This is a genomic window from Weizmannia sp. FSL W8-1119, from assembly GCF_038008605.1.
GTDB lineage: Bacteria > Bacillota > Bacilli > Bacillales > Bacillaceae_C > Weizmannia > Weizmannia coagulans.
Genome location: NZ_JBBOZL010000001.1, coordinates 2,994,155 through 3,010,646 on the forward strand (window position 1 = coordinate 2,994,155; position 16,492 = coordinate 3,010,646).

At 47.4% G+C, this 16,492-nt stretch carries 17 protein-coding genes; all 17 read right to left on the reverse strand.

Annotation, left to right across the window (positions count from 1 at the left end; translation table 11 throughout):
• Window positions 1-15: 15 nt before the first annotated feature.
• Complete coding sequence (prmC, locus tag NSQ19_RS14635; protein ID WP_061566651.1) at window positions 16-867, reverse strand: peptide chain release factor N(5)-glutamine methyltransferase; 852 nt, start codon at window positions 865-867, stop codon at window positions 16-18.
• Between the two features lie 11 nt (window positions 868-878).
• Entirely contained in the window at window positions 879-1,949 is a 1,071-nt protein-coding gene (prfA, locus tag NSQ19_RS14640) for a peptide chain release factor 1 (RefSeq protein ID WP_013860743.1), read from the reverse strand.
• A 140-nt stretch (window positions 1,950-2,089) separates the two neighbouring features.
• A complete protein-coding gene (locus tag NSQ19_RS14645; RefSeq protein ID WP_013860744.1) occupies window positions 2,090-2,476 on the reverse strand; it encodes a hypothetical protein in 387 nt (128 codons plus the stop codon).
• A gap of 65 nt (window positions 2,477-2,541) precedes the next feature.
• Entirely contained in the window at window positions 2,542-3,114 is a 573-nt protein-coding gene (locus NSQ19_RS14650; protein WP_029142835.1) for a thymidine kinase, read from the reverse strand.
• Between the two features lie 116 nt (window positions 3,115-3,230).
• Window positions 3,231-3,431 (reverse strand): 50S ribosomal protein L31, encoded by a 201-nt coding sequence (rpmE, locus tag NSQ19_RS14655; protein ID WP_013860746.1) that lies wholly within the window; start codon window positions 3,429-3,431, stop codon window positions 3,231-3,233.
• Between the two features lie 160 nt (window positions 3,432-3,591).
• Window positions 3,592-4,872 (reverse strand): transcription termination factor Rho, encoded by a 1,281-nt coding sequence (gene rho / locus NSQ19_RS14660; protein WP_013860747.1) that lies wholly within the window; start codon window positions 4,870-4,872, stop codon window positions 3,592-3,594.
• A gap of 434 nt (window positions 4,873-5,306) precedes the next feature.
• A complete protein-coding gene (glpX, locus tag NSQ19_RS14665; RefSeq protein ID WP_014096744.1) occupies window positions 5,307-6,272 on the reverse strand; it encodes a class II fructose-bisphosphatase in 966 nt (321 codons plus the stop codon).
• A gap of 109 nt (window positions 6,273-6,381) precedes the next feature.
• Entirely contained in the window at window positions 6,382-7,668 is a 1,287-nt protein-coding gene (locus NSQ19_RS14670) for a UDP-N-acetylglucosamine 1-carboxyvinyltransferase (protein WP_017554520.1), read from the reverse strand.
• A 178-nt stretch (window positions 7,669-7,846) separates the two neighbouring features.
• Window positions 7,847-8,494, reverse strand: coding sequence for a fructose-6-phosphate aldolase (gene fsa / locus NSQ19_RS14675; protein ID WP_013860750.1), 648 nt, complete (start codon window positions 8,492-8,494; stop codon window positions 7,847-7,849).
• Window positions 8,495-8,793: 299 nt separating this feature from the next.
• Window positions 8,794-9,651: a class II fructose-bisphosphate aldolase gene (locus NSQ19_RS14680; RefSeq protein WP_013860751.1), complete on the reverse strand. Its 858-nt coding sequence runs from the start codon at window positions 9,649-9,651 to the stop codon at window positions 8,794-8,796.
• Window positions 9,652-9,862: 211 nt separating this feature from the next.
• A complete protein-coding gene (locus NSQ19_RS14685) occupies window positions 9,863-10,228 on the reverse strand; it encodes a response regulator (protein WP_013860752.1) in 366 nt (121 codons plus the stop codon).
• Window positions 10,229-10,425: 197 nt separating this feature from the next.
• Window positions 10,426-11,574 carry a hypothetical protein gene (locus NSQ19_RS14690; protein ID WP_340703096.1) on the reverse strand — a complete coding sequence of 383 codons (1,149 nt, stop codon included), beginning with the start codon at window positions 11,572-11,574 and terminating at the stop codon, window positions 10,426-10,428.
• Window positions 11,575-11,586: 12 nt separating this feature from the next.
• Window positions 11,587-12,420 carry a hypothetical protein gene (locus NSQ19_RS14695; RefSeq protein ID WP_340703097.1) on the reverse strand — a complete coding sequence of 278 codons (834 nt, stop codon included), beginning with the start codon at window positions 12,418-12,420 and terminating at the stop codon, window positions 11,587-11,589.
• Window positions 12,417-13,106, reverse strand: a complete 690-nt coding sequence (locus NSQ19_RS14700) for an ABC transporter ATP-binding protein (RefSeq protein WP_340703098.1) — start codon at window positions 13,104-13,106, stop codon at window positions 12,417-12,419. Before NSQ19_RS14700 ends, NSQ19_RS14695 begins: the two co-directional genes overlap by 4 nt.
• On the reverse strand, window positions 13,103-13,504 hold the full coding sequence (locus NSQ19_RS14705; protein ID WP_035183223.1) for a GntR family transcriptional regulator: 402 nt from the start codon (window positions 13,502-13,504) through the stop codon (window positions 13,103-13,105). The genes NSQ19_RS14700 and NSQ19_RS14705 overlap by 4 nt, the downstream gene beginning before the upstream one ends.
• A 271-nt stretch (window positions 13,505-13,775) precedes the next feature.
• Entirely contained in the window at window positions 13,776-15,377 is a 1,602-nt protein-coding gene (locus NSQ19_RS14710; protein ID WP_340703099.1) for a CTP synthase, read from the reverse strand.
• A gap of 229 nt (window positions 15,378-15,606) precedes the next feature.
• Complete coding sequence (gene rpoE / locus NSQ19_RS14715; RefSeq protein ID WP_133537291.1) at window positions 15,607-16,185, reverse strand: DNA-directed RNA polymerase subunit delta; 579 nt, start codon at window positions 16,183-16,185, stop codon at window positions 15,607-15,609.
• Between the last annotated feature and the right edge of the window lie 307 nt (window positions 16,186-16,492).

Here is a 16,492-nt window from a genome sequence, read left to right on the forward strand (position 1 = left end):
GAATCTGAAAAAAATCTAATTTTTTTCGCAAAATACCATCCGCTCATGGCCGTTGAGATCGCGGACCACTTCCACAACGCTTTCCGGGAACGTATCCCGCAGCAGGCAGGAAACGCGTTCCCCCTGGCCTGAACCAATTTCAAAACCGACGAGCGCCCGCTTATTTAAAACATACGGCAAGGTTTCCACCAAGCGCCGGTAAAATGCAAGGCCGTCTTCTCCGCCAAACAGGGCCGTTTCAGGATCATGATCGCGCACCACAACGGATAACGAGCTGCGGTCCGTTTCCGGGATATACGGCGGATTGGATAACACTATGTCCAATTTTTTGCTGCCCATGAACGGCTGGAGCAGATCCCCGTGCACAAACCGAATATCCGCATGCAGGGCTTCAGCATTTTTTTCAGCGACGGCAAGCGCTTTTTCCGAAATATCGGATGCGTACACAAAAAGCTTTGGCAACTCCAATTTAATTGTGGTTGCAATAATGCCGCTGCCTGTCCCGATATCTGCCAATGTAAGCCCTTTTGTTTCCCCGAAATGGCGGCGGATCCGTCCGATTGCGCCCTGCACCAGCTCTTCCGTTTCCGGGCGCGGAATGAGCACATCCCGGTTGACAAGAAATTTCCGGCCGTAAAAGTATTCGTAGCCTGTGATATGCTGGACCGGAACCCCTTTTGCATGGGCTTCTACCGCTTGCCGGAACTTCACCTCCGCATCCGGGGGCAAAGCCATCCGCAAGTTGGAAAGCAGGCGGGTTCTGTCCATATCCAGAAAATGCCCGAGCAAAAGTTCACCCGCATTCGCGTCACGGCCGTTTTCCGTTAAAAAAGAAGAAGCCCACTTTAAGGCTTCATACACTTTTATGTTCCTTTCCATCAGCCATTCACACTCTCCAGTTTTTTTGACTGGTCTTCAAGGATAAGGGCATCAATGATTTCATCGAGTTTGCCATCAAGCACCTGGTCAAGCTTTTGGATCGTTAATCCGATCCTGTGGTCTGTCACACGGTTTTGCGGAAAATTGTACGTACGGATCCGCTCGGAACGGTCCCCCGTTCCAACGGCGGATTTCCGGTTGGCATCATATTCCGCCTGCGCTTCCTGCTGAAATTTATCATAAATGCGGGCACGCAGCACTTTCATCGCTTTTTCTTTATTTTTGATCTGCGATTTTTCATCCTGGCAGGACACAACAATCCCGGTCGGAATGTGGGTCAGGCGCACAGCCGACATCGTCGTGTTGACGCTTTGCCCGCCCGGCCCGCTTGATGCAAACGTATCGACGCGGATATCTTTTTCATTGATATCCACTTCGACTTCCTCCGCTTCCGGCAAAACCGCAACCGTTGCCGTAGACGTATGGATACGCCCGCCCGATTCCGTTTCCGGCACACGCTGCACCCGGTGGGCCCCGTTTTCAAACTTCAATTTTGAATACGCGCCCTTGCCGTTCACCATGAAAACAATTTCTTTGTACCCGCCGATCCCCGTGACATTGGCTTCAATCACATCGATTTTCCAGCCTTGCGATTCGGCATAACGCGTGTACATACGGTACAGGTCGCCTGCAAACAACGCGGCCTCATCCCCGCCGGCAGCCCCGCGGATTTCCACAATGACGTTTTTTTCGTCATTCGGGTCTTTCGGCAGAAGCAAAATTTTCAGGCGTTCTTCGTATTCCGGGATTTTTGACTCGAGTTCATGGATCTCTTCTTTCACCATGTCCTTCATTTCAGGATCGAGTTTTTCCGACAGAAGCGACTTTGCATCCCGGAGCTGTTTCTGCACTTCTTTATATTCACGGTACACCTGCACGGTTTCCTGCAAATCCGACTGCTCCTTCGAATACTCCCGCAGTTTTTTCGGATCATTGACGATCTCAGGATCACTTAACAACTCATTCAGCTTTTCGTACCGGTCTTCCACGGCCTGCAACCGATCGAACATCGAACCCCACCTCATTTCACAACGTATTCCCATTCCGGTAACAGCAAAACCCGCCCTTCAGACATAACAAATTTATTATAGTATACGCACGGGGAAACTTAAAGCGGAACATGGGAGCAACGCTGCTGAAACGCCTTTTCCTATTTCACGTCTATTCGGACATGAATGTCGTAGCGGGGCGCCACTTTCAAAAGCCGGCTGCGGATGTCCGCCGCTTTTTTCATTCTTTCCCTGTGGTTCAGCTGTTCCTCCGTATGGACATTGACCCACATATCTTTCCCGTTCACATATACCGAATGGGGGACAGCACTGTCCATTTTCCAAACCGCTTCCCGCACCCTCTCGATATCCGCATTTACAGCAGCTGCCCCACCAGCATTCCCGTTTCTTTGCCCTGCCTTTTGCGTATCCGCCGTGCTTAACGGCTTCGTTTCAATGCGATCCGGCGCAGCTTCACGGGTCCGGCTTTGGGCCGTGCAACCTGAAAGCACCATCATTAAGCAGAGGAAAATCAGCTGTTTTGCCATAAAAAAAACCTCCTTTTCCAGTAGGTTTCCCTTCGGATGGAGGTTTATTTATGCATCACATGCCGTCACAGCGGCGGATGGTCGTGGCATTTGCGGCAAACAGGATAATACGTGTCGTTCCCGCCAATCTGGATCTGGTCCCCTGTATACACCGGCTTCCCGTTCTCGTCGACGCGCAAATTCATCGTCGCCTTCCGTTCGCAAAACCAGCAGATCGTTTTCATTTCTTCGATTTTATCGGCATACAAAAGCATGTACTTGCTGCCCTCAAAAAGCTCATTTTGAAAATCATTTTTAAGGCCGAACCCCATTACCGGGATATGCAAATCATCAACAATGCGGGCAAGCTGCAGCACATGCCTTTTTTTCAAAAACTGGACTTCGTCGATCAGGACGCAGTATGGCGCGGGATTGTACCCTTTCACCATTTCAAAAATATCCGTATCATCGTAAATCGGGATCGCTTTCCTGCGCAAGCCGATTCTGCTCGAAATATAGCCTTCTTCATCGCGCGTATCGATGCCCGATGTAAAGATGAGAACCGGTTTATTCTGCTCTTCATAGTTATGGGCGACTTTCAAGATTTCAATCGATTTGCCGCTGTTCATTGCGCCGTATCTGAAAAATAGCTGTGCCATCATCCCCGCTCCTTATTTCAACAAATATGGTTTTTAGACCTGAAAAATCCGTCCGGGCAAACCGGCATCCCATAAAAAAAACAGGCAAACGCATCGCCTGTTTTTCATGGATTCTTTTATTTAAGTCCGTATTTTTTATTAAAGCGGTCAACACGTCCGTCAGCAGTCGCGAATTTTTGGCGCCCTGTATAGAATGGATGGCATTCGGAACATACTTCCACGCGCAGTTCATCTTTTACGGAACCACTTTCGAATTCGTTGCCGCACGCACATTTGACCATTACTTTTTTGTATTCTGGATGAATTCCTGGTTTCATGCTTTTCATCTCCTTCAGCCCTGAGTCATTGCGAAACAGAGTTCTATTGTTTTACGGGACACGCCCTGTAAAATTTCATAAACACACTGCCATTATTATAACAAGTCCGGAGTGGAAATGCAACATCACTGCCAGAAAAAAAGTTCTTCCTTATTTTTCCTTATATTACACGCCTTGACGATGATACTTTCAAGTCTGCTTTGATCATTTCCACAAACTCGTCGTTTGTTTTGGATTGTTTCAGTTTGCGCAAGAATTTTTCGACAAAATCCGGAGAATCGGACATCGATTTGCGGATCGCCCACAGTACTTCGAGATGGTCTTTCGAAAGCAGCAGTTCTTCTTTCCTTGTACCGGAACGGCGGATGTCGATGGCCGGGAAAACGCGCTTTTCGGCGAGGGAGCGGTCAAGATGGAGCTCCATGTTCCCGGTGCCTTTAAATTCTTCATAAATCACATCATCCATGCGTGAACCGGTATCGACCAGCGCGGTGGCCAAAATCGTCAGGCTGCCGCCTTCTTCAATATTACGTGCCGCCCCGAAAAACCGTTTCGGACGATGGAACGCAGCCGGGTCAATCCCGCCTGAAAGCGTTCTCCCACTCGGCGGAATCACAAGGTTATAGGCGCGTGCGAGGCGCGTAATGCTGTCCATTAAAATGACGACATCGCGCTTATGCTCGACAAGGCGCATCGCTCTTTCCAATACGAGTTCCGCAACCTTGATATGGTTTTCCGGCACTTCGTCAAAGGTCGAGCTGACGACATCCGCATGCACGGAACGTTCAATATCTGTTACTTCTTCCGGCCGTTCATCAATCAACAGAACGATCAATTCCGCATCAGGATGGTTCACGGTAATAGAGTTGGCAATTTCTTTCAGCAGCATCGTTTTACCGGCTTTCGGCGGCGCCACAATCAAACCGCGCTGTCCGAAACCAACCGGGGTGATTAAATCCATAATCCGGGTGGACAGTTTTTCGGGAGCCGTTTCAAGGATAATCTGCCGGTTCGGATAAAGCGGCGTCAGAGCCGGAAAATGAACCCGTTCCTTAGCGGTTTCCGGGTTTTGGCCGTTTACCGCTTCCACATGCAGCAAGCCGTAATAACGTTCGTTTTCTTTCGGCGGCCGGACTTTGCCGGAAACCTTATCGCCGTTTCTTAAATCAAAGCGGCGGATTTGCGAAGCAGAAATATAAATGTCCTCCGAACTTGGGGAGTAGTTGATCGGGCGCAGGAATCCGAATCCTTCCGACTGGATGATTTCGAGCACGCCTTCCATAAAGAAATACCCTTCTTGCTCTGCCCGTGCTTTTAAAATCGCAAAAATTAACTCTTTTTTCGTCAGTTTGCTGTAGTAGGATACTTTATACTCTCTTGCAAGGGCATAAAGCTCTTTTAACGTCATATTTTCCAGACTTGATATTGATAAACTTTCCATAAAAACACCACACTTTTTCAATTTACAGTCGGGTAGAGCAGGCTGTTTCTTCCGTTACATCAAAATTTTCCATTTGTTCCCGGCGCTTAAAACTATACCGGTATACCAATGGAACAGAACAGGCTAAAAATAAAGGAATGTGAAGGCAAGATATGAACATCCACAGTTTTGCTTTGCGCATAGATAGAAAACATGAGCTGTCTGCAAAGAGGCAATGTTGCAGCACGTGCATCTATGGAGCCGCACCATGTACGGAAGAAAAAGAAGACAAACAATTGAATATTTATAAATAAAACCATAATCATTTTAACCCTGAAACAGAAGAGAAATCAACTAAAAATAGCATAAGAGGTAAAAAACTTTGTTGAAAATGGGAGGGAAGGCGGCACTTCCGCCCTTCCCCCGCCGCTATAGCTGCATGTTCCCCCGGAGATTTACGCTTTGATCACAAGGTTCGGCTTTTTCTTCAGACTGTGCTGCCCTTCAATAAAGCGGACCGTCCCCGACTTTGCACGCATGACGACAGAATGGGTGGATCCGTACTGGCCCTTAAATTGGACACCGCGCAAAAGTTCCCCGTCGGTTACGCCGGTCGCAGCAAAAATGGCGTCATCCCCGCTCACAAGGTCGTCCATCATCAGCACTTTATTGATGTCAACCCCCATGCTCAGGCAGCGTTCTTGCTCCGCGTCGTTTTGCGGCAGGAGGCGTCCCTGGATCTCGCCGCCGAGGCATTTCAGCGCAACTGCTGAAATAACCCCTTCCGGCGCGCCGCCCGATCCGAACAAAATATCTACACCGGTATGGTCGAATGCCGTGTTAATGGCAGCTGCCACATCCCCGTCATTGATCAGTTTGATCCGGGCGCCTGCAGCACGGAGCTGCGCAATAATTTCTTCATGGCGCGGACGGTTCAGAACTGTTGCCACCACATCCTCGATATCTTTATTTTTCGCCTTTGCCACAGCCTTTAAATTATCGATAATCGGTGCATTAATATCAATCATGCCGACTGCTTCAGGGCCGACAGCAATTTTATCCATGTACATATCCGGCGCATGGAGCAAATGTCCGTGATCTGCTATCGCCAGCACACTGAGCGCATTCCAGCCGCCGGATGCCAGGATATTCGTTCCTTCCAGCGGGTCAACTGCAATGTCAACGCGCGGGCCGTATCCGTTCCCGAGTTTTTCCCCGATATACAGCATCGGCGCTTCATCCATTTCCCCTTCGCCAATGACGACAGTGCCTTTCATCGGAATGGTGTCGAACACATCACGCATCGCGGACGTTGCCGCATCATCCGCTTCATCTTTCAATCCGCGCCCCATCCATCTTGCGGATGCAAGTGCTGCTGCTTCCGTGACACGGACCAATTCCATTGACAAGCTTCTTTCCAATTTTACTACCCCCATAAATAGATTTTTAATTAGTATAACACATTTAAAAAATTATTGTGTCATAATTTATCCGTTTTTTTCTATTTATGGGGGAGCCGGCAATTGCCCGCTAGGAATGGTTCAGGTGTTCCATCTCCTTTTCGGACATGCCTTCCCGCCAAACAGCGGCACCAAGACCGGTTAATTTTTCCACGAGGCAGCTGTATCCGCGGTCGATATGTTCGACCCCTGTCACTTCTGTCACCCCTTCTGCCATCAGGCCGGCAATGACAAGGGCGGCACCCGCACGCAAATCACTCGCTTTTACCTTTGCCCCCTGAAGCCGGGCCGGGCCGTTGACAATCGCAGACCGTCCTTCCACTTTAATATTGGCGCTCATTCTCCGCAACTCGTCAATATGTTTAAAGCGGGCGGAATAGATTGTATCGGTTACGATAGACGTGCCTTCTGCCCTTGTCAAAAGCGTGGTGAACGGTTGTTGCAGATCTGTCGGAAACCCCGGATAAACGAGTGTTTTAATATCAACCGGTTTCAGCTTGTCTGCTTTTCCGATAAAAATCTGTTCATCCCCGGTTTCCACCGGTATGCCCATTTCCCTGAGCTTTGCGGTCAGCGACTCGAGATGATGAGGAATGACATTGTCAACCAGTACCCCTTCACCCGCCGCCGCCGCCAGGATCATAAACGTACCAGCTTCAATTCTGTCCGGGATAATCGTATGCCGGCAGCCGCTCAAATGGTCCACGCCTTCAATCCGGATGACATCTGTTCCCGCGCCTTTAATTTTTGCGCCCATATTCGTCAAAAGTGTGGCTACGTCAATGATTTCCGGTTCTTTTGCAGCGTTTTCAATGACTGTCTTTCCCTTTGCTTTGACGGCAGCCAGCATAATATTGATCGTTGCTCCGACACTGACAACGTCCAGATAAATACGGGCACCTTTCAATTCATCCGCCCTTAAATAGATGGCACCCTGCTCATTTGTCACTTTTGCGCCCAATGCTTCAAAGCCTTTAATATGCTGGTCGATCGGCCGCGGTCCGAGATGGCACCCGCCCGGCAGCCCGATGACAGCTTTTTTGAACCTTCCGAGCATCGCGCCCATCAAGTAATATGAGGCACGCAGTTTCTTCACCCTGCCATTGGGCAGCGGCATCGAGATCATATGGCGGGGATCCACCGTAATTTCCCCGTCCTCTGACGTAACCGTTGCCCCGATCTCTTCCAGCAAGCCGGTCAATGTCCGGACATCGGAAATTTCAGGCAAGCCTTCTATTGTTACAGGAGATTCCGCGAGGATGGTCGCAGGTATTAAAGCGACAGCGCTATTTTTTGCGCCGCTCACTTTAATGGTGCCTTTCAAAGGATATCCCCCGGCAATTTTTAGCTTTTCCATATTAAGCTCCCTTCTTTAGCGGGTATGGATGTACATTCCGGTTGTAAATGGCCGTTCGCAAACTGGTCCGAAAGCTCCGTAAAACAATATGAATCCCAGCAACAGGATTGCCGAACAGGCGGAAAATCAAACTGCCCCGGAGAAAGCAAGAAATAAAGAGCAATTTTAAATATTTCCGTTATTTTTCTGTACGGCTGTTCCAGTCGCGTGTAAATTGTTCAATCCCTTTATCCGTTAACGGATGTTTGAACAGCTGTGTGAGCACTTTAAACGGGACGGTTGCGATATGCGCCCCTGCGAGCGCCGCTTGTGTAATATGCTGCGGGTGGCGGATCGAAGCTGCGATGATTTCCGTATCAATTTGATGAATGGAAAAAATTTCGGCAATCTCGGAAATAAGATGGATGCCGTCATGCCCGATATCATCCAGCCTGCCAAGGAACGGCGAAACATAAGTTGCACCTGCTCTTGCTGCCAAAAGCGCCTGGTTGCTGCTGAAAACCAGGGTGACATTTGTGCGGATGCCTTCCTGTGCCAATTGATGGACAGCTTTCATTCCTTCCGGCGTCATCGGCACTTTGACCGTAATATTCGGGGCAATAGCCGCGAGTTCCTTTCCTTCTTTTACCATGCCTTCCGCATCTTCGGACACGACTTCGGCACTGACAGAACCGGGCACGAGCGCCGTAATTTCTTTTAACCGGTCATGGAATGAAACATTTTCCTTGGCCACAAGCGACGGATTTGTCGTTACACCGGACAAAATCCCCCATTCATTTGCAGTTTTAATTTCCTCGAAATTGGCAGTATCAATAAAAAATTTCATTCTGCTTCCATCTCCTTTTATGGTTCCTATGTATCCATTTCCACTATACCACGGAACGAAAAGAAAGTTCAGAAAAACAACCATTTTTTTCACAGGCGCCTACCCAAAAAACGGCCGCAAACCCTCTTGTTCCGGGCGTTTGAACCGGTTTCCCGAAAAAAGCACAAAGGTAAAACGCTTAAAGCCGCCCGTATTTTAAAGCAACCAAAAAAGCCCGGCACGCACGGGGCAGCGCCAGACTTTTTTATCGTGAACACCCATCCTTAAGGCATTGCGTGTTCACGGTTAATCTAAAACAATCATGCTTTTTGGTTAGAACCGAACTCGCGGATTTTGCCGATAACGGTTTGTTTAATCGTTTCGCGTGCAGGCCCAAGGTATTTGCGCGGATCGTATACATCCGGATCAGCGGCCAATACTTCACGAACCGTTTTTGCGGAAGCAATTTGGTTTTCCGTATTCACGTTAATTTTTGCAGTACCTAAAGAAATGGCTTTTTTGATGTCAGCTTCAGGAATGCCTGTCCCGCCGTGGAGCACAAGCGGAATGCCGGTAATTTTGCTGATTTCTTCCATTTCTTTGAAGCCAAGGTTTGGTTCGCCGTGGTAAGGGCCGTGAACTGAACCAAGAGCCGGCGCCAAAGCATCGATTTTGGTTGCGTCAACCAGTTTTTTGCATTCTTCCGGGTCCGCATAAATGATGCCTTTTCCGACAACATCGTCTTCCTGGCCGCCGACAGTGCCGAGTTCTGCTTCCACAGATACGCCGCGGGCATGGGCATATTCCACCACTTTAGAAGTAATTTCCACGTTTTCGTCAAACGGATGGTGGGAAGCATCGATCATTACAGAAGTAAAGCCTGCATCGATAGCTTTCTTTGCATTTTCAAAGCTTGAACCATGGTCAAGATGGATCGCGACCGGAACCGTGACATTCAAGTCTTCCATTAATCCTTCAACCATTTTTACAACGGTTTTAAAACCGCTCATGTAACGGCCTGCTCCTTCGGAAACACCGAGGATGACCGGGGATTTTTCTTCTTCTGCAGCCATCAGGATGGCCTGGGCGTATTCAAGGTTATTGACGTTGAATTGCCCTACCGCATATTTCCCTTCTTTTGCTTTATTCAGCATTTCAGTCATGGAAACTAAAGGCATGAATTTTCCTCCTTATCATTTGCGTTAAAAAGATTGCCCGAGGTTATCATTTTTATGATATACAATCTTGATAACATCATACTAGCCTATTGATCATTCCTTAACAATCATAACAAACAAAACCGGGATTTACCAATGAACTTTATTTGTCGGTAAAAAGAAATAAAATTATCAAAATTTTACGGTTTAGCACTTTTTTCACTTCATGCGCTTACATCGCCAAATATTTTTTCACTGCCTTGCGGATGTCGTCAATATCAAACGGCTTTGCAAAATGGGTCAGCGCCCCGAGCTCCTTCGCTTTCTCAATCAGATCCAGTTCGCCGTAAGCGGTCATAATGATGGCCCGGATATCCGGTTTCATTTCTTTCAGCTTTTTTAAAATTTCAATGCCGTCCATGCCGGGGATTTTCATATCCAGCAGGACAAGGTCGATTTCATGGTTTGCAGCCAGGGAAAGCGCCTGGGGGCCGTTTGCCGCCTGAAAGGTTTCATAGCCTTCTTTCTGCAGCACTTCCGTAAGCAGAACCCGGATGCCAAACTGGTCGTCAACAATTAAAATATTCGGCTCTCTCATTTTTTCCCTCCGTCACATGATCATTTTTACCAAAATTTGTATGTACTTTTGGTAACTCCCACTTGCCTTTATGATATGTAAAACTATTTCTACTCCCGGTTGCTTTTTTCCTGCTTATGCAAGTGGCAAATTCAATGATCACAGACGGATTCCGAAAGACGCGGAAAAGCGGTGAAAAAATAAGGGGGAGGGCCCCTTTATTTTATCGTCAACTCAACTCCCTCCACATACCGGGCTTTCACTCCTTTCCCTTTTTGAACCACTTTTCCGCTGTACAACTGCTTGCCGCTTGAAATGTCAAACACATACAGGAGGCACGCTTTTTCCCGGGAATCGTTCGGGATAAGGAAGTACAACCTGCCGTTTTTGATTTCAGGGATAGGGTTGCCCGTACTCTGGTACTTGATAGCAAATGTCTTGTCTGCTTTCAGCTTTCCGTTCCCGTCAAAGGTTAAAAGGCGAGCGCCTCCGTTCTTTTTTGTGATTGCCGTATAAACCGTCTTTCCGTTGTAAACAAACTTCCAGTTATCGCTGTCCCGCAACGAAATGTCTTTTGGCAACCTGAGTTTTTTCGTTTCATTTGTATGGTAATTGTAAATAAAGGTAGTCATTTCCTTTACTGTACCGTCGTCGTCCACTTTCTCTTCTTGATATGCCAGTATATGGTTGGGCTTGTTCACGTCGGTTTCTGCGAGCTGGGTATATTGAGCCATTCTCCCCGTCTGTCCTCTTTGTGTAATCCATTTGCCTCCGGTTATTTTCTTATCCGGCAGGCTGACACGATATACGCGGATATCTCCATCTGTGGCTGCCGCTACTTTCAGCTCATTCCCAGTTTTTTGCACATCCCAAACCGATGGAAAAGATTGTTTTGAAAAACCTTGCACCTTCCTCTTCATTGTTTCTGTTTTTCTTGTTTTCTTATCCAGCACCTCGACATACAGTTCTTTATCGAACCGGTGAAGCGGCTGCGGAATGATGTCCGCATAAGCAATCATTTGTCTATCCTCATAAAAGCCGCCATGATTGGTCTTTCCCCTCATAAATCGGGGATACTGCTTGACATACTGCTTGTACCAATCCGGGTCTTCATCTAGTAGCGAAAAAGAAGATTCCCTTCCTAAATAGCGGCTTCCAGATGAAGTAATCGAAAACATGCGATTCAAAAGGTTATCTTCCTGGTTATCCAGAGCAGTAATTTTAACATTCCGGATTTCTTTTTCATTTCCGCTTATCTTTTTCAGCACAAGCCCCGGATCCTTGTCAGCAGCCAATGCGGTATAAAAAAGGGGGATCGCTGCCACAACCGCAACCAAAATCACCAATAAATTTATATAACGTCTCATCGTATCTCTCCCTTACACCGTTACTTTGTATTTGATCAAGTATCCCCCCAGCAGGATAGAATACCCCGCAATGATGGCCGTCATGGCCACTTCCATCCATAATACTTCCGTTTCGTATAAAACACCGGGCAGCAATATATCAAAGAGCAATTCCGGCGTCCAAAATAAAACGAACGAGAGAAAACCGAAAAGCAGGCCAAGCAAGACCCCCTTCATGCGGAAACTTCTTTCCAATAAGATGGCCGTAAAGATCACAAGGACCACTGTAAACCCTAACCCGTAATGTAAGAGAAAGTCTATCACTGTACTAGGAAGGAGCAGGTTAAACAAGGGAAAACTTAAGACAGCATCTATGACCGTCATATCCATCCTGTAAATGCCCGGTGTAATGGCATTAAAAAAGAAATGTTCAACCGGCAGTAAAACAATCTGAACAGCAACAAATCCAAACACCAACAGCAAAATGCTCGCCGCTTTCGCCAAATAGAGATTCCATCTTTCAACAGGAAGCATCAAAAGCCGGTAAATGAACGTATGCTTGCCGTACCAGTCCCTGTACCAAATCAGAAATATATAAAACATCATGGCCGCCGCACAAAGCGCGATTGGTCCCAAGAACCAAATCGAACCAAAGCAGTCGATAAAGCCGATCGAACCATAATGCTTTACGTATGCGAGCTTTGGCAGTGACTGGTGATACATGGTCTCATTTGCTTGCGTGATGTAACGATGCACCGTCAAAAAAACGGACGTAAATTGTGAAAGGATGGTGATTGCAACCAAAGACCAGTAGATTTTCGCAAAACGGTTAATTTCGAAGTTGACGAGTTTTACAAAACTTTTCATTGCCGGTATACCTCCCTCATTATATCGACAACGGATTTCCCTTCGCTTTGGCGAATGTCTTCCGTGTAAAATTCCCTTAAAACCTTCCCGTCCCCGAGCAGCACCGCTTTGTCCATCAAGTGCTCAATATCATTGATTTCATGTGTGGTAATCAAAACACCGCGGTTTTCAACCAGGCCGCTTGCGAACACATCTGCAATTTGCTCCCGGCTGAAAATGTCAATGCCCGAAAAGGGTTCGTCCATCAGCACGTAATCGACATCGAGTGATAGCCCGAGCAGCAAATTCACTTTTGCCATGTTTCCTTTTGAAAGGTCACCGATCCGGTCATTTTCATTCAGTTTGAAAAAATAAAGCAAGTCTTTTGCGCGCAATGTATTCCAGTCTGGATAATAATCCCGCATAAAAAGAATGGCATCTTTGATTTTCATCCGCGGCAGCATGATGGGCGCATCCGGAATGAATGCCAGCTTCTCGTAAATATGTTTGTTGTACGGTTCCCCATCGATCAGAATCTTTCCTTTGCTGACCGGGACAAGCCCTGCAATCGCTTTTAAAGTGGTTGTTTTGCCTGTCCCGTTCACCCCGATCAAACAGGTAATTTCCCCTTTTTCTGCTGTAAAAGAAAGCGAATCAAGCACTTTTTTTCGCCCGTATTTTTTCGTAACTTCCATAACTTCAATCATGCCCGGCCCCCCTTTTGCCCGCGGTATTGCCTTTTTACCAGCTCCAACAGCTCCTCCAGCGGAATGTCCATCGGGCGGATCGCATCCAGAAAATCAGCCAATGCTGACTGGATCAGTTCTTCCCGTACCCCGGCAAGCACTTCCCGGTCTGTTGTAATCCGGCTCGGAAGATTGCGTTCTGTGTGGATCAAACCTTGCTCCTCCATTTCTTTATACGCTCTTTGCGCGGTATTCGGATTTATTTTTAACATGGCTGCAAGTTCGCGCCGCGATGGAATTTCCTGTCCCGCCTCAAGGCTCCCTGACGCAATCCGGGTTTTAAAATAGTGGATAACCTGGATGTAGACAGGATCGCGGTTATTCCATTTAATCTCTGCGATGATCTGAATCGCCCCCATCCTTTTTCATCTCTCCATGTGTATGAAGGGCTTCATACACGAACGCCAAAATGATCGTATTAATACATTCATACATCTGATATGTGTATCATATCGTTCATACACTTCTCCGTCAATGGTTTTTTATAAAAAACCCGAAAAAATTTCCGGGCTTTTGTATGAAAAAAAACGAAATGCAAAAAAGCGGTGAGAAACCAAGCATAATGGTCTCTCACCGCTTTTTTCATTTAGGTGCCTTTGGAAAAATGGGGCACTATCCGAAGGGCCAGGTTTATTGTTTACCCTTGATCGACGCTTCGATAAACCCTTTAAACAAAGGCTGCGGGCGTGTCGGGCGCGAGGTAAATTCCGGGTGGAACTGGGAAGCAACGAACCACGGATGGTCCTTCAGCTCGACAATTTCAATGAGCCGGCCGTCCGGGCTTGTCCCTGAGAACGTGAATCCGGCATTTTCCATCTGTTCACGGAATTGATTGTTAAATTCATAACGGTGGCGGTGGCGCTCATAAATGACTTCATCCTGATAAGCATCATACGCTTTCGTACCTTTCACAAGCCGGCAAGGATAAAGCCCAAGGCGAAGCGTACCGCCGAGGTCTTCAATTTCTTTTTGCTCCGGCAAAAGGTCAATCACCGGATAAGGCGTATCCGGGTTGATCTCCGAGGAGTGCGCATCTTTCAATCCGAGGACATGGCGGGCAAATTCGACCGATGCAAGCTGCATGCCAAGGCAGATGCCAAGAAACGGAATCTTATGTTCCCGGGCATACTGGATGGCAAGAATTTTCCCTTCGATGCCGCGGTCGCCGAAACCGCCCGGCACTAAAATGCCGTCCGCATCTTTCAGCAGGTCCGCCACATTTTCCCCGTCCACCTCTTCGGCATTGATCATGTCAATATCAATATCTGCATCAAACTGGTAGCCGGCATGTTTGAGTGCTTCTGCAACGGAAAGATAGGCATCTTGGAGTGCCACATATTTGCCGACAAGTGCAATTTTCACCGTCTTTTTCAAATTGCGCACCCGGTCAACAAGCCCTCTCCATTCGGCCATATCTGCTTCCGGGCACTGCAGTTTTAAATGGTCGCAAACAAGCTGGTCCAGTTTTTGTTCCTGCAGCATGAGCGGAATGGCATATAACGTATCGGCATCGATGCATTCGACTACTTCACGTGGCTGGATATCGCAGAACAATGCAATCTTGTCCTTCATATCCTGCGAGATCGGCATTTCCGTCCGGACGACAATGATATTCGGCTGGATCCCGAGGCCGCGCAACTCTTTTACGCTATGCTGGGTCGGCTTCGTTTTCATCTCGCCCGATGCCTTTAAATAAGGTATTAATGTGCAATGGATGTACATGACATTGTCAATGCCGACATCCGTTTTGATTTGCCGGATTGCTTCAAGGAACGGAAGTGATTCAATATCACCGACCGTCCCGCCAATTTCCGTGATGACGACATCTGCATTGGTTACTTTTCCGGCACGAAAGACGCGTTCTTTGATTTCATTGGTAATATGCGGGATGACCTGTACGGTGCCGCCGAGATATTCGCCGCGGCGTTCTTTCCGGATGACTTCGGAATAAACTTTGCCGGTCGTAACGCTGCTGTATTTTGTTAAGTTAATATCAATAAAACGCTCATAATGGCCGAGGTCAAGGTCGGTTTCCGCGCCGTCGTCCGTTACAAACACTTCCCCGTGCTGGTACGGGCTCATCGTACCCGGATCAACATTAATATACGGATCAAATTTCTGGATCGTAATATTCAGCCCTCGGTTTTTCAACAACCGCCCGAGCGATGCTGCAGTAATCCCTTTTCCCAGCGAGGAAACGACCCCGCCAGTTACAAAGATATATTTTGTCACGTGTTGTCCCCTCCTGTAATGTAACATTATTGTTGCCCCAATACATGGCTTCATCCATTTTTAAGAGCCGGATCTGTTCCGGGCCGTTCTCCGGATCTGCCCCGTAAAAAACAAAAAGCCCCTCTTGCAATACGGGTTGCAAGGGGGAGCTTGATTTATTTTGCGATATTCCGTCCTTCTCAAAGGAGCCCAAACATAATACTACCGTTGTCCCGGAAAGAAGTCAAGACTAATCTTCTTTGTCGTTAACGTCTTCCTCGTCTTCGTCTTCGGTAACGTCGAAATCATCCGTGAGCAGTTCTTCGTCTTCGAAAGTTTCATCATCATCATCTTCGTCGATATCAGAAAACTCATCGTCAGCCAAATCTTCGTCCTCGGCCAAATCTTCATCTTCCTCGTCTTCGTCGGCGAAGTCCTCTTCTTCATCTTCGGCGACATCATCGATATCCTCAAGGTCAAGGTCTTCATCATCTATAAAGTCCTCTTCTTCCTCGACAACTTTCGCTTTTTTCCGCTTCGTTTTCACGGTGTGGGTCACTTCTTCGTCAATCTGGTCAACCGGGTACCAGGCACGGAGACCCCAAGTGTTGTCCCCCAGGCTGATAAATCTCCCGTCAATATTTAAGTCCGTATAGAACTGGATCATTTTGCTTTCGGTTTCTTCTTTCGGCAACCCCAAAATGGCGCCGATTTCCGCAAGCAAGTCCTGGAAGGAAGTCACTTGTTTTTTTTCCTCCAATATTTGTTCCGCCAACTCGATAAAAGACATTTCCTTCAGCTCTTCTTTCGGCAACTGTCGCAAGCTCACGCGTCGCACACCCTTTCTCATTGATCAAAACTGCTATATGGCAGGCAAATGCTAATCTTTGCATGATTTAATAGAAAACATATTTACCATTATATACAAAAAGCAAACGTTTATGCTAGCCCCGCGGCCTTTTCCGGCTTTTTTTATCCCGGATTTTTAAGCGGCCCGGTGTCCTCATCAGCCGGTATGCAAGATAAAACAGAAAAAAAGAGAGGATTAAAAAAGGGATGGCACCAAGTTCTTTACTGTATAAATAATACCCGGCCAGCAAAAAAACGATCATACCGCTGCATGATAGTAAAATTTT